We start from the raw sequence: 23,956 nt of genomic DNA, 5'->3' as shown, positions 1-23,956 counted from the left end.
TATTAAATAGGAATTTATACCCAGGATACGCCGTTAATTCTTCAATAGGCTGGAATCAACCCTGAGACAAGGCACTCCCTTATCTACAGCGCCTGCACTGCCGCAGGCCCTTTTCTTCCCTATCTGGAGGTTTCATGCGCAAGGGCACCGCTCTTATCGTCGGCGTCACCGGTATTTCTGGCTACAACCTGGCCCACACCCTGGTGGCCTCGGGTTGGACCGTTTATGGTCTGGCCCGCAAACCCGTGGCCCAGGAAGGCGTCATCCCGGTCGCCGCCGACCTGCTCGACGCCGAGTCCACCCGCCAGGCCCTGGCCGGCCTGCCGATCAGCCATGTGTTCTTCTGCACCTGGACCCGCCGTGACACCGAGAAGGAAAACGTCGAGGCCAATGGCGCCATGATGAACAACCTCTGCCAGGCCCTGGCCGGCGCGCCGCTGCAGCACCTGGCGCTGGTCACCGGTACCAAGCATTACCTGGGCTCCTTCGAGGAATACGGCAGCGGCAAGGCCGAGACGCCCTTCCGCGAAAGCGAGCCGCGCCAGCCCGGTGCCAACTTCTACTACACCCTGGAAGACATCCTCTTCGCCGCCGCCGAACGGCATGGCTTCGGCTGGAGCGTGCACCGCTCCCACAGCATGATCGGCCAGGCTAAGGGCACCAACGCCATGAACATGGGCCTGACCTTGGCGGTCTACGCCTCCCTGTGCAAGGCCACCGGCCAACCCTTCGTCTTTCCCGGCTCCCGTACCCAGTGGGACAGCCTGACCGACGTTACCGACGCCGGCCTACTCGCCGAGCAGCTGGAGTGGGCGGCCCTGGCGCCGGCGGCGCGCAACCAGGCCTTCAACACCGTCAATGGCGATGTCTTCCGCTGGCGCTGGCTGTGGAGCGAGATCGCTGCCTTCTTCGACCTGGAGCCGGCACCCTATCCCGAGCAGCCCATGCCGCTGGAAGCGCGGATGAAGGACACGGCCCCGGCGCAGTGGCGCAAGCTGGCCGAGGAACATGGCCTGGTGGAGGCCGATGTCGACAAGCTCGCCTCCTGGTGGCACAGCGACGCCGACCTGGGCCGCGAGATCGAGTGCCTCAACGACATGACCAAGAGCCGCGACCTGGGATTCTTCGGCTATCGCGACACCCGGGCGAGCTTTCTCGACCTCTTCACCCGCCTCAGAGCCCAGCGCCTGATTCCCTGAGTCGCTCTGGATCGCCGGTTCCCGTGAACGCGGGCAGCCGGCGGTTTTCATAGGCCATTCCCGGGGCGCAGAATGCGATTTCTTGTCGCAGGATGCGCTCCCATGCTCGAAACCCTCGCTGCCTTCGTTCCCGCCTTTAGCCCTCTCGACTGGCTGTTCATCGAAGCCATCGTGGTCCTGGCCTATCTGATCTTCGGCGTGGCCGGTTTCGGCAGCGCCCTGGTCGCCGGTCCCTTGCTCACCAGCTGGATGCCGCTATCGCGCATCGTGCCCTTGCTGGTGATGCTGGATTTCCTCGCCTCCTTCCACAACTGGCTGCCGGATCGCCGCGCCATCGCCGGGCGCGAACTCAAGCGATTGCTGCCCATGCTGCTGCTCGGCGCCGCTCTGGGCACCTACCTGCTGATGCGCACCGATGCCCGGCTGCTGATGCTCTGGCTGGGGCTCTTCGTGGTCGCCTATTCCACCTACAGCCTGCTCACGCCCAAGGGCTTTCGCCAACTGGCGCCGGCCTGGTCGATCCCGGCGGGCGGCGTCGGGGGCCTGTGCGGTGCCCTGTTCGGCAGCGGCGGCTTTCTCTATGCGCTATATCTCAATGGCCGCCTGGAAGACAAGAACGCCATCCGCGGCACCCAGAGCTTTCTCATCGGCTGCAGCGCTTCCATTCGCATCGTCCTCCTGCTGATCGCCGGCGCCTACAGCGACGGCAGCCTGCTGCTCTTGGCCGTCTGCCTGCTGCCGGCCATGCTGCTTGGCGGCTGGATCGGTCGCCACCTGCAGCGGCGCCTGTCCCGCGAACGCTTCACCCGCCTGGTGACCTGGCTGGTGCTGGTCTCCGGCGTGACCCTGATCGGGCGGTATCTGGCGGGGTAGCCAGGTCATCCCGGGGCGGAAGACTCGTAGGTTGGGCTGAGACAGCTCCATCGTCGAAGCCCAGCGTTAGACCAAACCCTGGACTGTTGGGCTTCGCTGCGCTCAGCGCCAACCTACGTCGGCTTGCCAGGGTGCCGTAGGTTGGCGCTGAGACGGCTCCATCGTCGAAGCCCAACGCCAGACCGCACCGTGGACTGTTGGGCTTCGCTGTGCTCAGCGCCAACCTACGTCGCTGATCGCGGCCATGGCTGCGATGCGCTTGAACGTCGTAGCGTGGAAAACCGCCGGCGTTTTTCACGCTACGCTTCAACGGCGGGAACTCCCCACCCCTCATGGCTCTCCGCTCTAGAACACCAACAGCGGAGAACCCTCCATGCTGACCTCCCTTCAGGCAGGCGTCTTGGACGTGACCTATCAGGTCCAAGGACCGGAAAATGGCCCGCCGGTCCTGTTGCTGCACGGCTTTCCCTACGACATCCATGCCTACGCCGAGGTGACCGATGAACTGGTCGCCGCTGGCTGCCGCGTCTATGTGCCCTTTCTGCGTGGCTACGGCGCCACCCGCTACCTGAGCGCCGACACCCCGCGCTCCGGCCAGCAGGCCGCCCTGGCCCATGACGTCCTGGCGCTTCTCGATGCCCTGGGCCTGGAGCGGGCGACCCTGGCTGGCTATGACTGGGGCGGTCGCGCCGCTGGTATCGTCGCCGCCCTCTGGCCCGAGCGGGTCGCGGGGCTGGTGCTGGGCGACGGCTATCCGATCCAGGACATCGCCACTGCCGCTACCCAGCCCGGTTCCCCGGAGGCGGAATTGCGGCTCTGGTACCAATACTACTTCCATGGCGAACGAGGACGAGCAGGGCTGGCGGAACATCGTCACGACTTCTGCCGACTGCTCTGGTCACTGTGGTCGCCCAGCTGGCACTTCAGCGACGCCACCTATGCGCTTACCGCCGCGGCCTTCGACAATCCCGATTTCGTCGACACCGTGATCCACTCCTATCGCCACCGCTACGGCCTGGCACCGGACGATCCGGCCTATGCCGAGACCGAGCGCCGGCTCGCCGCGCAGCCACCCATCAGCGTGCCCACTACGGTATTGGCCGGCGCCGACGACGGCGTGACGAAGGTACAGGGCGAAGCCATTGTAGCCCGGCATTTCCGTGGGCCTTTGCGCTACGAGGTGCTACCCAGCTGCGGCCACAATATCCCCCAGGAAGCCCCGGCCGCCTTCGCCGCCGCGGTAAGGGAACGGCTGCCGTAGGTTGGTGCTGAGACGGCTCCATCGTCGAAGCCCAACGGATGCGACTAAGCCAAGGTGGTGAAAACGCCGCCTTGGCGTGTGTATCGAAGCTACCGCCCCAATACCTCCGGGTTGGCGACACCCGTCGGTTCACCCGCGAAAAAGCCCACCAGGTTGGCGAAGGCCTCGCCGAAATAGAGCTCGTAACTGTGCTTTTCCACATAGCCCAGATGCGGCGTGCAGAGCACCTTGGGGTGGGCGAGCAAGGGGTCATCCGGTGCCACGGGTTCCTGCTCGAAGACATCCAGCGCCGCCTGGCCGGGATGACCCCGTTCCAGCGCCGTGAGCAGGGCGCCGGGTTCGATCAGGCCGGCGCGGGCGGTGTTGACCAGTAGGGCAGTCTTCTTCATCCGCGCCAGGTCCTCGGCGCGCACGCAGCCGCGGCTGCGCTCGCTGTATCTGAGGTGCAGGCTGATGACATCGGCCTCGGCGAAGAAAGCCTCCTGGCTGGCGGCCGCGCGGTGGCCGTCGGCTTCGGCGCGGGCGCGCGAGGCCTCGCTGCCCCAGACCAGCACCGGCATGCCGAAGGCCTGGCCGTAGCGCGCCAGGCGCTGGCCGATCTTGCCGTAGCCCCAAATGCCGAGGATCTGTCCATCCAGCCGTTCGCCCAGATTGACCTGCCAGCGCCCGGCATACAGGGCGTCGATGGCCGGCTTGAGCCGGCGGCGGGCCATGAGGATCAGGGTCCAGGTCAACTCGGCGGTGGAGACCGGCGAGCCGCTGCCTTCGCAGACCGCCACGCCCTGGTGAGTGCAGGCGGCCACGTCGAGATGGGCGGTGGCCTTGCCGGTCTGGCTGATCAGCTTGAGCCGCGGCAGGTGCGCCAGCAGCTCGGCGTCGATACGGGTGCGCTCGCGGGTCAGCTCCAGGGCATCGGCATCGCGGAAGCGCTCCACCAGCACCTGGGGATCGCGCTCGGCGTCGTGATAGAGCGTCACCTGGTGCCCGGCGCGCTGGAGCAAGGGATAGCAATCCAGGGTTTCGACGACGTGCTGGTAGTCGTCGGGGATGACGATATGCATGGCGGGCTCCGTTGTTGTTCTGAACCGCCAGTGGAGCACCTGCAAGGTCCTCCGACAAGCTCGGGCGCCGCTGAGACCGCTTCACCGTCAAAACCCAACGTTCAGAGCCTAATAAGGAATCACCAGCGGCGTGCCCGCCAGGGGATTCTCGATCACCGCGCATTTGAGGCCGTACAGCGCCTCGATCAGCTCGGGCGTGACGATTTCCGCCGGTGGCCCCTCGGCGAGGATGCGCCCGGTGCGCAGGGCGATGATGTGGTCGGCGTAGCGACAGGCCTGGTTGAGGTCGTGCAGCACTGCCACCAGCGTGCGACCACCCTCGCGATTGAGCCGGCAGAGCAACTCCATCAGCTCCACCTGGTGGGCGATGTCCAGGTAGGTGGTGGGCTCGTCGAGCAGCAGCAGCGGGGTCTCCTGGGCCAGTGCCAGGGCGATCCACACCCGTTGGCGCTGGCCGCCGGACAGGCTGTCCACCGCCCGCTCGGCCAGTTCCAGGGTATTGGTGGCTTCCAGGGCGTGCTGCACCGCGCGCTCGTCGGCATCCGTCCAGCCGGCGAAGGCCTGGCGATGGGGATGGCGCCCGCGGGCCACCAGGTCGCTGACCAGGATGTCGTCCGGCGCCACCGCGCTTTGCGGCAGCAGGCCGATGCGCCGCGCCACCTCACGGGTCGGCAGCTCCTGGATCAGCCGGCCGTCCAGGCGTACCTCGCCGGCACTGGGGCGGATCAGCCGCGCCAGGCTGCGCAGCAGGGTCGACTTGCCGCAGCCATTGGGACCGATGATGACGGTGAAGCGGCCATCGGGCAGCCGCACATCGAGGTCGGCGCAGATCGGCTGGCCGCCGTAGCCCACGGTAAGGCCGTGAGCGGCGAGGCGGCTGGAGGGGGCGTCTTGGCTCATGAGGTCCGCCGCCATTCGCGGCTCAGCAGGAAGATCAGATAGAGGCCGCCCAGGGCGCCGGTGAGCAACCCGACCGGAATCTGGAAGGGCGCCAGCAACCGCTGGGCCAGCAGATCGGCCAGGGCGGTGAGGCAGGCGCCGAGCAGGGCGGGGGCGAGGATACCCAGATCGGCGCTGCGGGTTAGGCGACGGGCCAGTTGGGGCGCCGCCAGGGCGACGAAGCCGATGGGGCCGGCGGTGGCGATGGCCAGGGCGGCCAGGGCCACGGCGACGGCCAACAGCAGATTCTGGCTGGGCAGCACGGCCAGGCCCAGGGCGCGGGCCAGGTCGTCGCCCAGCTCCAGCAGGCGCAGCCGGCGCGCCAGCCAGGCGGCCAGCGGCAGCAGCAACAGGCAGCCGGCGAGCAGGGTCAGGGTGCGGCTCCAGGTCAGCATGTCCAGGCTACCGAACAGCCAGAGCCGGGCCTCCTGGGCTTCGTCCAGCTCGGCGCGGGTCAGCAGGTATTCGTTGAGCGAGGCGAGCAGGGCGCTGATGGCGATGCCCAGCAGGATCATCCGCTCGCCGCGGATACCGGCCAGGGCGGCGAGTCCGGCCACCAGTACCGCGGCCAGGAGACCGCCGCTGAGGGCGCCCACCATCAGCGCCGCGCCGCCCAGTTGCAGCCAGAGCAGGGTGATCAGCGCACCGCTGGCCGAGCCGACGGTGAAGCCCACCAGATCCGGACTGGCCAGGGGATTGCGCGCCAGCCGCTGGAAGATGGCACCGCTGGCACCCAGGGCCGCGCCGACGCCAAAGGCCGCCAGTAGTCGCGGCAGGCGCAGCTCCAGCAGGATCAGACTGGCCAGGGCGTCGCCGCGACCGAGCAGGGTGGCCGCCACCCGGTGCGGCGCCGGAGCGAAGGCGCCGCCGCTGAGGGTCAGGGCACAGATACCGATGGCCGCCAGCAGGAGCAGCAACAGGCAGGCCTTGAAGCGCGCCGAGCGGCGGGGGGCGAAGCGATGGCGACTCAAGGGCGCACCCGCCGGGCGGAACGGATGATCAGCGCGAGGAGCACCGGGGTGCCGAGCAGGGCGCAGACGATTCCCGCCTCCAGTTCGCCCGGCAGGGCCACGCGGCGGCCCAGGGTATCGGCCAGCAACAGCAGATTGGCTCCGGCCAGGGGCGCCAGCGCCAGGATCCAGCGCCAGTCGGCGCCCACCAGCAGGCGCAAGGCGTGGGGCACCACCAGGCCGAGAAAGCCGATGGGTCCGGCCACCGCAGTGGCGGCGCCGCACAGCAGCACGATGGCGACGAAGGCCAACAGCCGCAGTTGCCCGAGGCGGGCGCCGAGGGCACGACCCAGGTCGTCGCCCAGGGCCAGGGCATTGAGGCGGCTGCCCAGGGGCAGGCCCAGCAGCAGGCCGATCAGCAGCAGCGGCAGGATGCCGAGGGCGCCACCCGGCGTCTGGCCGCTCAGGGCGCCCACCGCCCAGAAGCGGTAGCTGTCGAACACCGCGCTATCGAACAGGGTGATGATGCCGGTGCAGGCGTTGAGGCTGGCGCTCAGGGCGATGCCGGCCAGGATCAACCGTATGGGCTGACCGCGGGCCGGGGCACTGCCACCGAGCAGATAGACCAGGCCGGCGGCCAGGGCCGCGCCCAGCAGGGCACAGGCCAGGCGCGTCGGGGCATCGTCCAGCCCCAGCAGCGACAGCCCGGCCACCACGGCGAAGGCCGCCCCGGCGTTGATGCCCAGCAGTCCGGGGTCGGCCAGAGGATTGCGCGTCAGCGCCTGCATCAGGGCACCGGCCAGGCCCAGGGCCGCACCCACCAGCAGTCCGAGCAGGGTGCGTGGCAGACGCAGCTGCCAGAGCACCACGGCCTCGGTGGAGTCATCGGGCGCGACGAGCAGGTGCAGGATCTGCGCCGCCGACAGCGACCGTGCGCCTATGCCCAGACTCGCCACCACCGCCAGCGCCAGGACGATCAGCAGCAGGACCAGCACCAGGCCACCGCGGGCGGCGGATGCCCGTTGTGCAAGAGGCGCGGGGCGGGCCGGCGGGGTCATGTCATCCCCAGGGCGCCGGCGACCGTGCCGATCACCTGGCGGGCGGCGAGGGGCCCGGCGTTGAGATAGAAGGCGTCGGTATCCACGCGAACGGCCCGGGACTGACGCACCGCAGTCAGCCGCGGCCACAGCGGTTGCCGCGCCAGGCTGGCCAGGGCGGTGCCCTGCTCGGCGTAGAACAGCCAGTCGGCGTCGGCCAGATCCAACAACTCGGCGCTGACATCCCGCGAGGTGCCCTTGAAGCGCTGCGCCGCCGTGCGGGTCACGCCCATGGCCTGCAGCAAGCCGCCGGCAAAGGAATCCACGCCCATCAGGCGCAGCCGGGCGCCGCTGGAAAACAGCAGGGAGGCGGAGGGCGGCTGAGTTCCCAGGCGCTGCGTCATGCCGGCGAGATCCCGATCCAGGTCCCCCAGGAGGCGCTCGGCCTGTTGGCGCCGCCCCAGGGCATCAGCCAGCACGAGGAAGTCCGGCCGCCAGTTGCCACCGGTGCCGCGCGCCACCACCGTGGGGGCGATGCGCGAAAACAGCTCCAGGCCTCCAGCCTTGAGCACGGTGCGGTTGAGCACGATCAGATCCGGCGCCAGGCGCGCCAGGGCTTCCAGATCCGGCGCCTGACGACTGCCCAGATCGACCATGGCGTCCAGCTCGCCGGCGCGGCTGGCAAGGGCGCTGCGCAGATAGCCGGGGGCCAGTTCGCGATTGTCCACCCGGGTGGTGCCCGCTGGGATCACGCCCAGGCTCAGAGCGGCGTCCAGCTGGCCGGTGGAGATCACGGCCACCCGCTGGGGTTGGCGTGGGATAAGGGTGCTGCCCACCACATGCTCCACCTGCCGCGGGAATTCACCATCCGCCGCCGACGCGCGCGCGAACACCCCTGCGGGCAACCCGGCGAGCAGGGCGCTACCGGCGGCGAATCGAAGAAGGGCGCGACGATCGAGCATGACGGAGACTGGCTGAAGACCGAAAGAGGCCCGCCAGGCAGGCCGAGGCCCCACGGCGGGGCGACTAGGATAGAGCATCACCACGGGGCTGGCATCCGCTAAGGACGCCGGGCCGGTCCCTCTCCCTTTGGTGTTAGCGCAGGCTGCTAGCGGATCGCGGCCATGGGCCGCTCCTACAGGTGATGCAAACTTGGGCGTAGCGTGGAAAACCGCGAAGCGTTTTCCACTGTGTTGCACGTTTCGATCCGCCCCCTCTCCCCCCCCGGGAGAGGGCTGGGGTGAGGGCAGGCCGCTGGCTTAGAAGCTCACCGTGGCACTCAGCCGCGCCGTCCGCGGCTCGCCCACCGCCACCTGCAGCGGGCTGTTGGCGCTCGACGGGTAGTATTCCTTGTCGAACAGGTTATCCACGTTCAGCTGCAGCCGGGTCTGGTAGCCGGTCACCGGCAGATCCCAGCGCAGGAAGGCGTCGGCCACGGTGTAGCTGCTCATGTAGAAGCTGTTGGCCGCATCGCCGGCCCGCTCGCCGACGTAGCGCGCGCCGCCGCCGAGGTGCCAGCCACCCAGGTTGGACGGCACCAGCAGGTGGTGGGTCAGATAGAGACTGCCGCTGTGCTTGGGCGCCTGGGGCAGGCGCTTGCCCTCGTTGCTGGGATCATCGAGCACCTCGGTGTGATCGTAGGCATAGGTGGCGACAACGTCCCAGCGCTCGGCCAGATGGCCGGTGAGGTCCACTTCGAGGCCCCGCGAGCCGACCTTGCCGGCGGCTTCGCTCACGCTCACACCCGCCACGTTGCTGGTGGTCACCACATTCTTCTTCTGGATGTCGTACAGCGCCACGTTCAGATTCAGGCCAGGCGTCAGGTCGTACTTGGCACCCACCTCGAAGCTGCGGCCTTCTTCGGGATCGAAGGTGTTGCCGCGGTCGTCAACGGTGGTGTTCGGCACGAAGGATCGACTGTAGTTACCGTATAGCGACAGGGTATCGGTGGCCTGGAACACCACACCGGCCAGCGGCAGGGCCGCGTGATCGCGCTTGTCCAGATTGACGACGTAATCCCGGCCCAGGCCTTGATCGCTGTACTGCTTGAAAGTCTGGTAGCGGCCGCCCAGCACCAGGATCCAGCGATCGTTCAGGTGCCAGTTGTCCTTGAAGTACAGCGAAGTGGATTCCAGGCTGCTGTCCTGATCGCTCTGGGTCGTGCTCAGGAGGCTGGGTGCTGCCAGGCTGCCGTACACCGGCGCGTTGATATTGATGTTGCGGCGCGAGGCATTGTTGTTGCGGTAGGTGTTGCCGCGGTACTGGTCGTTATCCTCGTGATCGAGGCCCACCAGCAGATCATGGCGTTGGCCCAGCAGATCCTGCCGGCCGATGAAGTCCCAACTGGCGTACGTCGTCTCGTAATCGTAATGGGCGCCATTGGCCGTCCGCAGCAGATTGCCATTCGCGGCCAAGGAGACCGGCTGGGCGAAGTCCAGGCTGTAGCGGTCGTTGTTCCAGGCGTAGATCAGCCGCGTCTTCCAATCGTCACTGAGCTGGTACTCGTAGCGAGCGCTAGCCGTCTCGGTGATGCCTTTGCTCTCGGACCATTTCTCGTCCAGGCGCTTGTCGTAGCTGGCGCTGCTGGGATGCCCATTGACGAACACCGTCCCGCGATCCACGGGACCGCTGTAGTCGTTATAGGAATAGGCCAGGGTCAGGCTGGCGCGCTCGCCGGTCCAGGACAGCGACGGCGCCACCAGACTGTGCTGATCCACCCCGTAGTTGCGCCAATAGTCCTCGCTCTGGCGTTCGGCGATCAGCCGATAGGCGAAGCCGCTGTCACCCAGGGGGCCGGTGGTGTCGACGCCGAGATTGCCGCCGCCTTCGCTGTAAGCCGAGCCGCTCAGGGTGGTAAGCGGTTGGTACTGCGGCTGCTTGCTGACCACGTTGATCAGGCCGCCAGGCTCCAGGGCGCCATAGAGCAGAGAGGCGGGGCCCTTCAAGACTTCCACGCGCTCGGCGGTGGCATCGAAGTTGTGCGACAGATTCGAGCGCACCCCATCGCGAAAGATGGAGCCATCGGCGTTGCTGCCGAAGCCACGTTTGACGAAGGCATCCTTGGTCCCGGCCAGGGTGTTGCTCTGGGTCACGCCGCTGACGAATTTAGAGGCGTCGTCCAGGGTCCGCACCTCGTAGTCCTGGAGCAGTTGCGGAGTCACGGTCTGCACCGACTGCGCCTCTTCCTTGATCGGCACGTCGCTCTTGCTCGCGGTCGAGGCGCGGGTCGCCCGATAGCCCTGGTCGGCCTCGCTGGCCGTAGCGGAGATGTCCATGGGGGCGAGGGTGGTGTCAGCCGCTGCCAGCAGATCCGAACTGGTCGCCAGGGCCAGGGTGCTGAAGGCGAAGGGCGCGAAACGGCGAAGGGCTCTGGGCGGCGTGTTCAAGGGCGTTCTCGGAAGGGGCGGGGAAAGTGGCGGCGATTCTATGTTGATAGTCATTCTCACGTAAATCGAATCCTCTTACCGTTGGTGTCCAGGTCCGTTGCCGCCCATCCCCAAGCGCAGGTATAATGTCGCGCTCCTAAATTTTCCCGCCCGGGAGCGCCCGCCATGCTGCGCATCAGCCAAGAAGCCCTGACGTTCGACGACGTTCTCCTCATCCCCGGCTATTCGGATGTCCTGCCGAAAGACGTCAGTCTCAAGACCCGCCTGACCCGTGGCATCGAGCTGAACATTCCCCTGGTGTCCGCCGCCATGGACACCGTGACCGAGTCCCGTCTGGCCATCGCCATGGCCCAGGAAGGCGGCATCGGCATCATCCACAAGAACATGACCGTCGAGCAGCAGGCCGCGGAAGTCCGCAAGGTCAAGCGCTTCGAGGCCGGCGTGGTGAAGGACCCCATCACCATCGACGCCGACGCCAGCGTGCGCGATCTGTTCGACCTGACCCGCCTGCACAACATCTCCGGCGTCCCGGTGATCTCTGGTCGTGACCTGGTGGGTATCGTCACCTCCCGCGATGTGCGCTTCGAGACCCGTCTCGACGTGCCGGTGCGCGAAGTCATGACCCCCAAGGATCGCCTGGTCACCGTGCGCGAAGGCGCCGACAAGCAGGAAGTCCGCGAGCTGCTGCACAAGCACCGCATCGAGAAGGTGCTGATCGTCGATGAAGCCTTCGCGCTCAAGGGCATGATGACCGTCAAGGACATCGAGAAGGCCAAGGCCTACCCCAACGCCAGCAAGGATGACGCCGGTAGCCTGCGCGTCGGCGCGGCTGTCGGTACCGGTGCCGAGACCCCCGAGCGCGTGGCCGCGCTGGTCGCCGCCGGCGTGGATGTCATCGTGGTCGACACCGCCCACGGTCACTCCAAGGGCGTGATCGAGCGCGTGCGCTGGGTCAAGGAAACCTACCCGCAGGTGCAGGTGATCGGCGGCAACATCGCCACCGCCGAAGCCGCCAAGGCCCTGGCTGACGCCGGCGCCGATGCGGTCAAGGTTGGCATCGGTCCGGGCTCCATCTGCACCACCCGCATCGTCGCCGGTGTCGGCGTGCCGCAGATCTCCGCCATCGCCAACGTCGCCGCCGCTCTCGAAGGCACCGGCGTCCCACTGATCGCCGACGGCGGCATCCGCTTCTCCGGTGACCTGTCCAAGGCCATCGTCGCCGGTGGCTACTGCGTGATGATGGGCTCCATGTTCGCCGGTACCGAAGAGGCCCCGGGCGAGGTCGAGCTGTTCCAGGGCCGCTCCTACAAGTCCTATCGCGGCATGGGCTCCCTGGGCGCCATGTCCCAGACCCAGGGCTCCAGCGACCGCTACTTCCAGGACTCCGCCTCCGGCGCCGAGAAGCTGGTCCCCGAAGGCATCGAAGGTCGCGTCCCCTACAAGGGCCCGCTGGCGGCGATCATCCACCAGCTGATGGGCGGCCTGCGTGCCTCCATGGGCTACACCGGTTGCGCCACCGTCGAGCAGATGCGTACCAAGCCGCAGTTCGTGCGCATCACCGGCGCCGGCATGGCCGAATCCCACGTCCACGACGTGCAGATCACCAAGGAAGCGCCTAACTACCGCGTTAGCTGATTCCTGATTCAAGAGCCTGTTAAAAGCGCCGCGAGCTAGTGACAAACAAGGCGAAAATGGCTGAGGAAGCGGAGTTTACAAAGGGTAAATGAGCATTCCGAAGCCATTTTCAACGCGGTTTGGCCGACGCGCAGCGGACTTCTAACAGGCTCTTAGTTCTTACGTTGCGATTCGGGGCTGTCTTACAGCCCCGAATCGTCTGAACCTAGCGCTATCGAGACCTGGCCATGTCCCAAGACATCCACGCCCACCGCATCCTCATCCTCGACTTCGGCTCCCAGTACACCCAGCTCATCGCTCGCCGCGTGCGCGAACTGGGCGTCTATTGCGAGCTGCACCCCTTCGACATGGACGACGCCGACATCCGCGCCTTCGCTCCGCGCGGCATCATCCTCGCCGGCGGGCCCGAGTCGGTCCATGAGGCCGGCAGCCCCCGCGCACCCAAGGCGGTGTTCGACCTGGGCGTACCGCTGTTCGGCATCTGCTACGGCATGCAGACCATGGCCGAGCAGCTCGGCGGCAAGGTCGAAGGCTCCAACATCCGTGAATTCGGCTATGCCAAGGTCGACGTGGTCGGCAAGAGCCGCCTGCTCGAAGGCATCCAGGACCACCTCGACGACGACGGCGTGCTCGGCCTGGACGTCTGGATGAGCCATGGCGACAAGGTCGGCAAGCTGCCGGACGGCTTCCACATCGTTGCCAGCACCCCGAGCTGCGCCATCGCCGCCATGGGCGACGACGAGCGCGGCTGGTACGGCGTGCAGTTCCACCCCGAGGTGACCCATACCAAGCAGGGCGGTCGCATCCTCTCGCGCTTTTTGAAGGACATCTGCGGCTGCGAAGCCCTCTGGACCCCGGCCAACATCGTCGAGGACGCCATCGCCCAGGTGCGCGCCCAGGTCGGCAGCGCCAACGTGCTGCTGGGCCTCTCCGGCGGTGTCGACTCTTCCGTGGTCGCGGCCCTGCTGCACAAGGCCATCGGCGAGCAGCTGACCTGCGTCTTCGTCGACAACGGCCTCCTGCGCCTGCACGAGGGTGACCAGGTGATGGCCATGTTCGCCGAGAACATGGGCGTCAAGGTGATCCGCTCCAACTCCGAGCAGCGCTTCCTGACCAACCTGGAAGGCGAAGCCGACCCGGAGAAGAAGCGCAAGATCATCGGCCGCACCTTCATCGACGTCTTCGACGCCGAAGCCAGCAAGCTCGACAACATCAAGTTCCTGGCCCAGGGCACCATCTACCCCGACGTCATCGAGTCGGCCGGCGCCAAGACCGGCAAGGCCCACGTCATCAAGTCCCACCACAACGTTGGCGGCCTGCCCGAGGAGATGAACCTCAAGCTGGTCGAGCCGCTGCGTGAACTGTTCAAGGACGAGGTGCGCAAGATCGGCCTGGAACTGGGCCTGCCCTACGACATGGTTTACCGCCATCCCTTCCCCGGCCCGGGCCTGGGCGTGCGCATCCTCGGCGAAGTGAAGAAGGAATACGCCGACCTGCTGCGCCGCGCCGACGACATCTTCATCAGCGAACTGCGCAAGGCCGACTGGTACCACAAGGTCAGCCAGGCCTTCGTCGTCTTCCAGCCGGTGAAATCCGTCGGCGTGGTCGGCGACGGCCGCCGCTACGCCTGGGTCGTCGCCCTGCGCGCGGTGGAAACCATCGACTTCATGACGGCCCGCTGGGCCCATCTGCCCTACGAGCTGCTGGAAAAGGTCTCCAACCGCATCATCAACGAAATTGACGGCATCTCCCGCGTCACCTACGACGTCTCGAGCAAGCCGCCGGCGACGATTGAGTGGGAGTGATCCCGCGTCCGGGATAGACCGGTACGTCTAGCAGAAAAAGCCAGAAGCCCGCGTAATTACGGGCTTCTGGCTTTTTGATGAGGGTGAATCCTGGCAGTCTCCACGACTTGCGCCGCACGGTCAGCAGCTTTTGCACGCGGTGGGTTACAACTCCGACTGGATCGAGAAGTAGCTAGCTCGTCAGCGAAGGGGCGTGCGCGCCGTTTATATTAAGGTCGTGGCGGTATCAGCGTCCTGCGATGTGGCAGGGTTGGACCAATGTGGTTGATGGATGGACGCTCCGGCAACCTGGAAAAGCTATTGGGTAGGTTGCATCGTAGCCATTCATTACAGCTGGTAGCTTGATGGGAAATTGTCCTCTACCGGAACAATTTTCATAGGTGCTGGCCAGTCGTTTGCATCTGACGTAAGCGGTTGCACCCACGGCTCAGGGACGAAAGCAGTCATTCATGACTGACCGCTAACGACCCAAAGCAGCCGTTGGCGTAGGGCAGCTAACGAACCGCAGCCGCCGCTCATTGCTGAGGGCCCCCATCGTTGCAGAGGAGTTCCAGGAACTGGTCGCACCTACCGTGGGCGTAGACACTTATTACGACTATGCCTCGCTGGGTAACACCTTAGGCCGTTGTCTCTTACGTTACTACGACCTTAGCTTGTGGCTCACCGCCTAATAATCTCTCGTGACTTGAAAGAACGCTGCCATGGCCAGCCAGCCCGGATAGCCGGGCTAATTAAATCTGGGGACGCGGCGCTCAGGCGCCGTTACCAGCATGACCTTCGTGACGCTGAAGGACGAGTTTGGGATGGTGAGCGTGGTGGTGTGGCGTACCTTGGCGGAGCGCCAGCGGTGGGATCTGGTGGCGTCACAGCTGCTATGGGTGGATGGGGCCGTGGAGACGCGCGACGGGTTACTGCACGTCGTAGCCGGCCGACTTGAGGACATCAGCGAGCTGCTGCAGGGGCTCGACACCCGGAGTCGAGATTTTCGTTGATTAAACTACTGACTGTCGGACGATTACTTTCGGAGCACTCCCTCTCTCACGATACCGGCTCAAAAAGCATCTACTTCCAGATGAGGCAAAAGGATATGGACCTGCTGAACCGATGACTTCCCCATTTGCTTTGCCGGCTGTAATTACTGACTCGACTTGCCCTTTCGTGATTGTGAAGTTTTATCACTTGAGCGGGAGATTTAATCGATTGCATCTCTAGCGAGCTATTTCCTAATCTCCAAAGCTCAGCCACCCAGGCGTTTAGAACAAGAGAAAAAATCAATGCAAGCCACCGATCAAAAAGTTGCCGTCGTCACAGGTGGGGCCATGGGTATCGGCGCTGCAGCTGCGCTGGCCCTTGCGAAAGACGGTCATCAGATCGTCATCTGTGATATCAAAATTGATGAGGCTGAGCGCTTCGCAGACCACCTCAAAGACCAGGGCTTTTCTGCCTTCGCCTGCCAGGTTGATGTCAGCTCACCGTCATCCATAACCGAGTGCTTCGACTGGATCGAGCGTGAACTAGGCCGATGCGACGTCTTGGTTAATTCTGCCGGGATCGCGAAGACAATGCCGTTTCTCGACTTCGATCTCGAGGTCTTCAACAAGACCTTGCTCATCAACGTCACCGGCACCTTCCTATGCTGCCAAATGGCCGCTCGCCTCATGCGCAAGCATAGCTTTGGCAGGATCATCAATATCGCTTCAGTAGCCGGCCTGCGTGCCGTCGGCAAAGGTCGTACGGCCTATGGCACATCCAAAGGCGCGGTGATCGCGCTGACTCGTCAAATGGCCGTCGAATTGATTGACTATGGCATCACTGCTAACGCGATCGCGCCTGGGCCAGTTGATACCCCCATGACTCGAGAGCTCCACAGCGACAGTTTCCGCAAGGCTTATAGCAACGCCATTCCGGCTAAGCGCTACGGCACCACTCAGGAGATGGCTGGAGCGGTCAGCTATTTAGCATCTGACGTAGCAGCTTATGTGAATGGCATCGTCCTGCCTGTGGACGGTGGCTTCCTGGCTTGGGGCGCAGGTGATATCTAATCCCTTAGTTCCGAGGCGCTATCACACTCAGATCGCGCCTCAACTGCTTGCCATTTCTTCTCGAAGCCATTGTGCGAGGTTCGCGGTATCAGGCCGCTGCATAGCGCTTGGAGATACCCAGAGAACCAAGTGGGCTGGACCCTCGGCAAAGCCAAAAGGCGCCACAAGTTCCCCTTTGTCGAGTTCGGACTGCACCAGCATTCTGGGAACGCAGGCCATTCCGAGTCCAACCTTCGCCGCCTGTATCAGCAGGTAAAAATGCTCGAAGTACTCCATACCGAGCGTTTCTATCGGTGGGCGCGCCACCGCCGCATACCAATCACTCCACGCGTGTGGCCGAGTCTTGGTGGCCAGCAAGCGTTCCCGGCCTAGCTGGCCGACGTCGTTCACTCCAGAGGCAGCCTGATACTCCGGCGAGCAGATCACTCCTATCCATTCACGTGTGAGCGGGATGGGAACGGTACCTGCGGGTGGCTGGATGCTATCTAGTCGAATCGCGACGCTGACGCCTTCCTGAATGAAGTCGATAGGACCATGTCCAGTTTTGAGCCCAAGCTCCATCGTGGGAAAGCGACTGTGCAACTTTGCCAGCCGAGGTAGTAGCCAGTGCATCATGATTGAGGCAGAGCAAGAAAGCTCCAGCGGTTGAGGCCGCACCTGCTCCACACTTTCCTGGATCAATGCGAATCCGCGCCTGAGGCCGGCTGCAAGCTTGGCGCCTTCTGAAGTGAGCGTGGTGCCATGCGCATTGCGCGTCAGCAACACCACGCCAAGTGAGTCCTCCAGGCTCCGAATATGCCGACTGATTGCGCCATGCGTCACCGACAGGGCTTCGGCCGCCTCGCTGAACGTGCCCTTTCGAGCAGTCATCTCGAAGGCTCTCAAAGCATTTAGGGATGGCCGTGGGGTAGAGGGCATCGCTTGGTACCTCGCTAGCCGACTGGGCGCGCCGCTTTTAACGGCAACCCGCGCTGAGTGTGAGTTTTTGTCGCACGCTTAGGAAATCATATCGATTGGCCAGGTGAGTGGTCAATGTATATTGAAAGTACATCTGCAGACGCTTTTTGCTGAAGATCGACAACAATAATTAGCTCGAGGAATACTTTATGTCCGGTTATCCATCAGGCAGGGAAGAGTTCAGCGCTCGCTTCTTTGTTGAAAGTAACTTTCCGATCGAGAAAGTCGGGGAGATTATCGCCGGCGAACAATCGAGTGGCACCTTCATCTCCGTTCCAGGTGAGTCTGCGGAGTTGAAAGAGCGCTCCCGTGCGCGGGTCGTATCCATCAAGACGCTGCCAGCTGTAGATACAGCCTCCTTGCACAGCGCTTATCTCACAAGGCACAACCCGTCAAATCACTTCCATCGTGGCGAGGTCACGATTGCATTCCCTATCGCCAACATTGGCACCAACATTCCCGCGCTGCTGACAACCATAGCGGGAAACCTCTTCGAGCTAGGCGAAGTGAGCGCTCTCAGGGTCTTGGATCTGGAACTGCCCGAGCGCTTCGCTTCTACGTTCCTCGGGCCTCAATTTGGCATCGAAGGTACGCGTGCCCTCTGTGGCGTACACGATCGGCCCATCATCGGCACGATCATCAAGCCCAGCATCGGCTTGACCCCTGAGCAGACTGCTGAGACGGTCGATGCCCTCTGCGCAGGTGGTATCGAGTTCTTCAAGGATGATGAGCTGTTAATTGACCCGACCTATGCGTCTTTCGATGCCCGGCTCAGCGCTGTCATGCAGGTGCTACACCGTCATGCTGATCGGCTAGGCAGGATGCCTATGTATGCCATCAATATCTCAGGCGGTGTGGACGAAATGCTGCGGCGGCACGATGCCGTGCGTGAGGCGGGTGGCACCTGCGTGATGCTGTGCCTGAACTGGGTTGGCCACTCTGCCGTCGAACACATCCGCAAGCATTCCCAATTGCCTATCCATGGCCATCGAAATGGGTGGGGCGCTTTCACGCGAAGCCCTAACCTGGGTTTTTCCTTCGACGTCTACCAAAAGGTATGGCGCCTAGCGGGCATCGACCATCTGCATGTCAACGGAGTCCAGAGCAAGTTCTGGGAGCCGGACGAGTCCGTTATTTCATCGGCACAGAGTTGTTTGCGCTCCTTCGCCGGCATACAGCCGTTGCTGCCCGTGTTTTCTTCCGGCCAGTGGGCTGCGCAGGCCCCGATTCTTTACAACGCACTCAAGTCGGTCGACCTCATGCATCTGGCGGGCGGAGGCATCATCGGTCACCCGCAAGGTATCGAGGCTGGCGTGCAGAGCATGCGCGAGGGCTGGGAGGCTGCAGTGCAGCATGTGCCTTTGCATCAGTACGCCGAAGGCCGTCCAGCCTTGAGTGCCGCGCTAAAGAAATTCGGGGGGGCCTGAAGATGGCTGAGGATGCCAATTCGAAACTTCCGCTTGTCTTCTATGGCGACGACTTCACTGGCTCGACGGATGCTCTGGAAGTGCTGACCGGGGCCGGACTCAAGTGCGCGCTGTTCCTCCAGCCACCGTCGTCACAACTGATCGCGGAGCTTGGCGGCTTTGATGCCATTGGCATCGCCGGTGATAGCCGTGCGATGTCCAACGCAGAAATGGACGACGCCCTACCCGCGGTGTTCCACGCGATCAAACAGCTGTCACCGTCAGTGGTGCACTACAAAGTGTGCTCGACGTTTGACAGCGCGCCAAGCGTTGGCAGCATCGGCCACGTGATCGGCCTGGCATCGGCGATCTTCGACGTCACCGGCATTCCCATCATTGCTGGCAATCCCAAGTTAGGTCGGTACTGTGCCTTCGGCAATCTGTTCGCCCTGTCCAAGACGGATCACCAGGTTCACCGGATCGACCGTCATCCGATCATGCGGGCTCATCCGATCACGCCGATGCAGGAAGCCGACCTCAGTGTGCACATCGGCCAGCAGGCGAACCTAGACATTGCCAAGGTAACCATCCGGCATATTGAAGAAACGGAGGATCTTGCCGCTCTGGCCCGTGAGGTGGGTCGTGAGCATGATGCAGTATTGTTCGACGGCGTCACTGACGAACACCTAACCGCAGCGGGTCGGGCCCTTACCGAACTCGCCATCGGCAGCACTTCCGTGTTCGTGGTGGGCTCGTCCGGTGTGGAGTACGGACTGACACAACACTGGCACGCAGGCGGCCGGACGTGTAACCACCAAGCCCAAGTCGCTCCGTTGCATCCTGTTGCACAGGTGCTCGTGGTGTCGGGTAGCGCCTCACCGCTGAGCCAGGCTCAGATCGATACAGCGCTCGCCGATGGCTTCGTCGAGTTGCCAGTAGACACTACAGGACTCATAAGCGACGCCCGGCGTGGCGCCATACTCCAGGAACTGGTGACAGCTGCACTCGCTTATCTCGCAGCGGGAAAATCTGTCGTCATGCATACCGCCAAGGGTACGGCCGATCCACGCATCGAGCAGATGATCGAAGCCATGGTCGCCGAAGGCCTCAATCGTGACAACGCAAGAACTTACGGCGGCAAACGACTGGCGTTCGAGTTGGGTCATGTGGTCTTGGCCATTCTCGAAGCCTATCCGCTGAAGCGGCTCGTGATTTCTGGAGGGGATACCTCCAGCCAAATAACCAAGGTCCTAAATCCAGATGCATTGGTTATCAAGTCCTATCTCTCGCCCGGCGCACCGTTGTGCCAGATGCATTCGGAAAAGCCCTATCTGAAGTCCTTGGAAATCGCTCTGAAAGGCGGGCAAATGGGAGACCGGGATTATTTCGTCAGGGCTTTAAGAGGCTAGTAATCGAGCAACGTCAAGTACAGCACTGGCACATCTACAATAACAACAGGTGAAACCATGCAGACCTCTATATCCAGCATAAGTGAAACCCCCCTTGAACACGTGGACGCGGAAAAGCAGAAGTCCATGAAGAATGTGGTCGCCGGCAGCCTTTTCGGTACGGCGCTCGAAACTTATGATCTTTACCTCTATGGAACTGCCGCGGCTCTGATCTTCGCTCCCCTGTTTTTTCCTGGGCATGATGAGGCTGTCTCGCGGCTGGCCTCCCTTGCGTCCTTTGCCATTTCTTTTATCGCCAGACCCCTAGGCTCCCTAGTGCTCGGGCATTTCGGCGATCGTATCGGTCGGAAGAAGTTGCTTTACCTCACGCTGATAGTCATGGGGTTGAGCACCGTAGGTATCGGCCTTTTGCCGACCTATGCAAGCGTCGGTATCTGGGCGCCGATCATGCTGTGTGTCCTGCGCTTCATCCAAGGCTTTGCTTTCGCAGGCGAATACAGTGGCGCCGTGCTCATGCTTCTCGAACATGCGCCCAGGCGAAAACGTGGACTGTACGCCGCGATCAACAATATTGGCCCGGTGTTCGGATTCATCGCCTCGGCTGGTTTGCTCCTGATCGTCAGCAGCGCGTTATCCAAGGAGGATTTTTACTCCTGGGGATGGCGCATTCCGTTTGTCGCCAGCCTCGTACTACTGATCGTTGGGGTCTTCGTTCGTTCGAAGGTGCCCGAATCTCCAGTATTCCTGGAGACCGCCGCGAAGCGTTCGGCGAACGTGACCCCTAGCCAGTCACCCGCTATGCGCCTCTTCAAGCGCTATCCCAAGCAACTGCTGCTGGTCGCCGGCGCCAACATCTGCCACTTCTCCACGTTCTACCTGTTCACCGTCTTCGCGCTGAGTTACGGCCAGCGGGAACTAGGGCTATCCAACGCCTTCGTGCTATCGGTCGCTATGGTCGCGGTCTGCACCCACCTGGTGGTCGTGCCTTGCGCCGGCGCTTTGGCGGATCGAATAGGCAGACGTACCACGATGCTTATTGGCTTCGCGTTCACAGCGCTGGTCGCCTTTCCCTTCTGGTACCTATTCTCCATGGGCCAGTTTCTACCAATGGTCCTAGGCTCGTGCCTGTTCATGACGGGATACGGACTGGTCTACGGTGCGGTACCGTCATTTACCGGTGAGGCATTCGGTCCTAGTGCTCGGTTTACAGGTTTTGCAATGGCGACCAACGTTGGGGGCATTATCGGCGGCGGAACCGCACCTATCCTCGGGGCGTACCTACTAAACCATTACGGCTCGCCCTACGCTATTTCGATACTGACCATAAGTCTCGCAGTGATCTCCGCAACCTGCGTCTACCTCTCTGCCGAAACAAGGGATATCGATATCGTGAACGACTGATCGAGCTGAGTACGGCATTAGCTCGAGGAAGGCGCCATGCCCAGCCGCCCCGGATTGCTGGCTGGGTCGTTGGCCGGTAGCAGTCAGATACATCCAGCGACGTGACTCTAGTGACCCTAGAGGACGAGTACGGGATGATGATCGTGATCAAATGAAAGATTCTGACGGCGTGCCAACGACGGCGGGAGCTGGTGACGTCATGGCTCTTGTGGGGCTACGGCCAAAAGCGGTCTTCTAGCGGTATTTAACTACTGCCTGCTTCTGGTCGTTTGCTGTCCTCGCCGAAGGGCAGCTACTGGTCAGATAGCGATGGGCCCGAAGCTGCCGCTGGTAAAGAGCGGCTAGCGGCCAAAAGCGGACGTACACCAACGGCTGTTAACACATAGGGCTGTTTTTAAAAGTTTCGCTTAAATGGATATCCGGTGTAACAACCGCTACTCAGCGCCAATGGAGAAATATTTCGGGAAGCTGCGAGAAGTACGAATCTCCCTTGCTTAAGAATCTTTGAGGGCTTGACCTTCCAGCTCACGCTTCAGAAAAGTCCAGTCGACCAAAGCTTCCAACGTCGGGCCGAGCGCGAGGCCAAGTTCGCCGAGAGCGTATTCCACCTTCGGTGGCACTTGTGGAAAGAGCGTCCGCGTGACGATCCCGTCTTTCTCTAATTCCTTGAGCTGCTGGATCAGCATCTTCTGGTTCACGCCTTCAACCCGGCGCTGAAGCTCGGAGAAACGTAACGGGCCTTTGGCTGCGAATAGCTGGACAATGATGACCATCTTCCACTTTCCCTCCAGAACCCGGAGCGCTTCGCTCGTTGCGGCTGCCCAGACAAGCTGTTGCTTGGGGTCCTCACACTTCCAATCTCTATCCAATGCCACCTTACTTACCTTTTGGTGGGTATCCCACCTTTTAGTGGGTTCTTGCCTGAATTATACATAGTACCTAGTGTAGGAGCATTAGCAAACTAGAGGTATTGCATGAATACTCCACTCAAGCTGCTCAACGCCGCCAATGAAAACGACACTCTCACGTTCCAGGATACCGCGCGCATCAGGCGATCCTTTCGTGGATTTCTCGATACGCCCATACCGGACACAGTTTTGCAGGACGTATTGCACGATGCGCAATGCGCCCCGTCCAACTGCAACACCCAGCCGTGGAGTGTCCACATCGTTTCAGGTGCCAAGCTGGCCGGACTTTCCGAAATCATCCATTCAAAGAACGATATGGGCGAATTCACACCGGACTTCACGTTTGAGATGAGCGAGTTTTACGGCTCGTACGGCGAGCGAAAGGACGCCCAAGGGAAAGCGTACTACGAGGCGATGAACGTCATGAGGGCAGACAAGGAGGGCCGCAAACGTGCTGCCGCAATGAACTACTCATTCTTCAACGCACCGCATGTCGCGCTGCTGTTCATGCCTTCCTTCGGTGACAATGTCCGCGTGGCTGGAGACATCGGAATGTACGGGCAAACGTTCCTGCTGTCGCTGGCGGCTCGTGGTCTCGGCGGTATTCCACAGACGTCGCTAGGCTTCTTCGCGGGAACAATCCGAGAGTATCTCGGTATCCCGGATGAGCTAAAAATGCTCTTCGGCATTTCCTTCGGCTACCCCGACGAAGAGGCGCCGGGGAATCGTATGAGAATGGACCGTGTCCCCGTTTCCGAGAGCGTCACCTTCCATCGCTGAGTGCTATGTACAGAGTCGCTTTTTGAGGGATGTCGTCTATTCCGAGCACCGGCAAAAAGTCCGAAACCAGTCACCACTATCACGAGGATAATCACTGTGAAGATCGGCATTCTGGGTACTGGCCATATAGGGAAAACACTGGTCCAAAAGCTGAGCGCGGTAGGTCATGACGTAAAGGTGGCCAACTCACGCGGACCTGAGACGGTAGATCCTGAACTGCTTGCATGTGGTGCCCGCGCCGCCACCTCGACCGGGGCGGTCGCTGACGTAGACGTCGTCATCCTGTCGATACCTCTCGCCGCGATCCCGAAGATTGCTTCGTTAGTATCGCGGCTTCCTGACGAAACTGTCGTAATCGACACGTCCAACTATTATCCGTTCCGAGACGAAAAGATCGAGGCTATCGAGGGCGGTCAGGTTGAAAGCGTCTGGGTTGCCGAACAGCTCGGTCGACCAATTGCCAAGGCATGGAATGCAATTGGCTCAGCTTCCTTCGCCAAGAAGAGCAAGCCGGAGGGAGCCTCTCACCGAATTGCGATCCCTGTTGCAGCTGACAGGGACAGGGATCGCGCCATCGCCATGGCCCTGGTTAATGATAGTGGCCTGGATGCCTACGACGCGGGCTCGCTCGCAGACTCCTGGCGTCAGCAGCCGGGCGCGCCGGTCTATTGTACGGACCTGACGCTTCCTGAGTTACGCCCGGCTCTAGACGCTGCCGAACGCGAAAGGCTGCCGAAGCGCCGGGACCTCGGAGTTGCCGTAATTCAGGAGCGGCTCGGCGACGGCACTACCAATCCGGATGAGGACTGGGGTGTACGTTTGCTCCGTGCCATCAACATGTAACGATGCCATTAAGGCGACTAGGACACTTTGTCGCCAACGGTAGCCAGATGGCGAGGGCACTGGG

The 23,956-nt window shown here is 62.8% G+C and carries 20 protein-coding genes; 12 read left to right on the top strand and 8 right to left on the bottom strand.

Annotated elements, in window-relative coordinates; translation table 11 throughout:
• The first annotated feature begins 134 nt into the window (after positions 1-134).
• The 3 genes from FEZ61_RS16355 to FEZ61_RS16345 all read left to right on the top strand — a co-directional run bounded on the left by FEZ61_RS16355 (position 135) and on the right by FEZ61_RS16345 (position 3,333).
• On the top strand, positions 135-1,199 hold the full coding sequence (locus tag FEZ61_RS16355; RefSeq protein WP_173149498.1) for an SDR family oxidoreductase: 1,065 nt from the start codon (positions 135-137) through the stop codon (positions 1,197-1,199).
• A gap of 102 nt (positions 1,200-1,301) precedes the next feature.
• Positions 1,302-2,072, top strand: coding sequence for a sulfite exporter TauE/SafE family protein (locus tag FEZ61_RS16350; RefSeq protein WP_017638617.1), 771 nt, complete (start codon positions 1,302-1,304; stop codon positions 2,070-2,072).
• 373 nt (positions 2,073-2,445) lie between these two features.
• Positions 2,446-3,333 carry an alpha/beta hydrolase gene (locus tag FEZ61_RS16345; RefSeq protein ID WP_173149496.1) on the top strand — a complete coding sequence of 296 codons (888 nt, stop codon included), beginning with the start codon at positions 2,446-2,448 and terminating at the stop codon, positions 3,331-3,333.
• A gap of 89 nt (positions 3,334-3,422) precedes the next feature.
• Here FEZ61_RS16345 and FEZ61_RS16340 read toward each other — a convergent pair whose 3' ends face one another.
• From FEZ61_RS16340 to FEZ61_RS16315, 6 genes are all read right to left on the bottom strand, one after another.
• The gene (locus FEZ61_RS16340; protein WP_173149494.1) at positions 3,423-4,394 is read right to left on the bottom strand and encodes a D-2-hydroxyacid dehydrogenase family protein; all 972 of its coding nucleotides are present in this window, start codon (positions 4,392-4,394) and stop codon (positions 3,423-3,425) included.
• A 108-nt stretch (positions 4,395-4,502) separates the two neighbouring features.
• Positions 4,503-5,309: an ABC transporter ATP-binding protein gene (locus FEZ61_RS16335; protein WP_064309373.1), complete on the bottom strand. Its 807-nt coding sequence runs from the start codon at positions 5,307-5,309 to the stop codon at positions 4,503-4,505.
• Complete coding sequence (locus tag FEZ61_RS16330) at positions 5,291-6,304, bottom strand: iron chelate uptake ABC transporter family permease subunit (protein WP_173149492.1); 1,014 nt, start codon at positions 6,302-6,304, stop codon at positions 5,291-5,293. Before FEZ61_RS16330 ends, FEZ61_RS16335 begins: the two co-directional genes overlap by 19 nt.
• Positions 6,301-7,341, bottom strand: coding sequence for an iron chelate uptake ABC transporter family permease subunit (locus FEZ61_RS16325; RefSeq protein WP_242455176.1), 1,041 nt, complete (start codon positions 7,339-7,341; stop codon positions 6,301-6,303). Before FEZ61_RS16325 ends, FEZ61_RS16330 begins: the two co-directional genes overlap by 4 nt.
• Positions 7,338-8,282 (bottom strand): iron-siderophore ABC transporter substrate-binding protein, encoded by a 945-nt coding sequence (locus tag FEZ61_RS16320; protein ID WP_173149490.1) that lies wholly within the window; start codon positions 8,280-8,282, stop codon positions 7,338-7,340. The genes FEZ61_RS16325 and FEZ61_RS16320 overlap by 4 nt, the downstream gene beginning before the upstream one ends.
• Before the next feature lie 297 nt (positions 8,283-8,579).
• The gene (locus FEZ61_RS16315; protein WP_173149488.1) at positions 8,580-10,706 is read right to left on the bottom strand and encodes a TonB-dependent siderophore receptor; all 2,127 of its coding nucleotides are present in this window, start codon (positions 10,704-10,706) and stop codon (positions 8,580-8,582) included.
• Between the two features lie 165 nt (positions 10,707-10,871).
• On the opposite strand from FEZ61_RS16315, the gene guaB reads away from it, so the two are divergent.
• From guaB to FEZ61_RS16295, 4 genes are all read left to right on the top strand, one after another.
• Entirely contained in the window at positions 10,872-12,341 is a 1,470-nt protein-coding gene (gene guaB, locus FEZ61_RS16310; protein ID WP_064309368.1) for an IMP dehydrogenase, read from the top strand.
• A 227-nt stretch (positions 12,342-12,568) separates the two neighbouring features.
• Entirely contained in the window at positions 12,569-14,146 is a 1,578-nt protein-coding gene (gene guaA, locus FEZ61_RS16305) for a glutamine-hydrolyzing GMP synthase (RefSeq protein WP_173149486.1), read from the top strand.
• Positions 14,147-14,916: 770 nt separating this feature from the next.
• Entirely contained in the window at positions 14,917-15,138 is a 222-nt protein-coding gene (locus FEZ61_RS24465) for an OB-fold nucleic acid binding domain-containing protein (protein ID WP_017638607.1), read from the top strand.
• A gap of 282 nt (positions 15,139-15,420) precedes the next feature.
• Positions 15,421-16,188, top strand: a complete 768-nt coding sequence (locus FEZ61_RS16295) for an SDR family oxidoreductase (RefSeq protein ID WP_017638606.1) — start codon at positions 15,421-15,423, stop codon at positions 16,186-16,188.
• A 39-nt stretch (positions 16,189-16,227) separates the two neighbouring features.
• Here FEZ61_RS16295 and FEZ61_RS16290 read toward each other — a convergent pair whose 3' ends face one another.
• A complete protein-coding gene (locus FEZ61_RS16290; protein WP_026083551.1) occupies positions 16,228-17,106 on the bottom strand; it encodes a LysR substrate-binding domain-containing protein in 879 nt (292 codons plus the stop codon).
• A gap of 188 nt (positions 17,107-17,294) precedes the next feature.
• On the opposite strand from FEZ61_RS16290, the gene FEZ61_RS16285 reads away from it, so the two are divergent.
• Genes FEZ61_RS16285 through FEZ61_RS16275 form a run of 3 tightly spaced genes read left to right on the top strand, consistent with a single transcriptional unit; the run spans position 17,295 to position 21,361 of the window.
• A complete protein-coding gene (locus tag FEZ61_RS16285; RefSeq protein ID WP_173149484.1) occupies positions 17,295-18,572 on the top strand; it encodes a ribulose-bisphosphate carboxylase large subunit family protein in 1,278 nt (425 codons plus the stop codon).
• 2 nt (positions 18,573-18,574) lie between these two features.
• A complete protein-coding gene (locus FEZ61_RS16280; protein ID WP_017638603.1) occupies positions 18,575-19,960 on the top strand; it encodes a four-carbon acid sugar kinase family protein in 1,386 nt (461 codons plus the stop codon).
• Between the two features lie 57 nt (positions 19,961-20,017).
• Positions 20,018-21,361: an MFS transporter gene (locus FEZ61_RS16275; RefSeq protein ID WP_017638602.1), complete on the top strand. Its 1,344-nt coding sequence runs from the start codon at positions 20,018-20,020 to the stop codon at positions 21,359-21,361.
• A gap of 494 nt (positions 21,362-21,855) precedes the next feature.
• On the opposite strand, the gene FEZ61_RS16270 is transcribed toward FEZ61_RS16275, so the two are convergent.
• Positions 21,856-22,230: a helix-turn-helix domain-containing protein gene (locus tag FEZ61_RS16270; protein WP_178121603.1), complete on the bottom strand. Its 375-nt coding sequence runs from the start codon at positions 22,228-22,230 to the stop codon at positions 21,856-21,858.
• Between the two features lie 105 nt (positions 22,231-22,335).
• On the opposite strand from FEZ61_RS16270, the gene FEZ61_RS16265 reads away from it, so the two are divergent.
• Both FEZ61_RS16265 and FEZ61_RS16260 read left to right on the top strand, forming a co-directional pair.
• Positions 22,336-23,049 (top strand): nitroreductase, encoded by a 714-nt coding sequence (locus tag FEZ61_RS16265; RefSeq protein WP_017640047.1) that lies wholly within the window; start codon positions 22,336-22,338, stop codon positions 23,047-23,049.
• Positions 23,050-23,892: an NAD(P)-binding domain-containing protein gene (locus FEZ61_RS16260; protein ID WP_256204531.1), complete on the top strand. Its 843-nt coding sequence runs from the start codon at positions 23,050-23,052 to the stop codon at positions 23,890-23,892.
• Positions 23,893-23,956: the final 64 nt, after the last annotated feature.

Source organism: Pseudomonas sp. MS15a(2019) (genome assembly GCF_013277805.1).
Classification (GTDB): Bacteria; Pseudomonadota; Gammaproteobacteria; order Pseudomonadales; family Pseudomonadaceae; genus Chryseomonas; species Chryseomonas benzopyrenica.
Note: the sequence above shows the minus strand (reverse complement) of the source record. Positions and strands in the feature narration are given on the sequence as shown.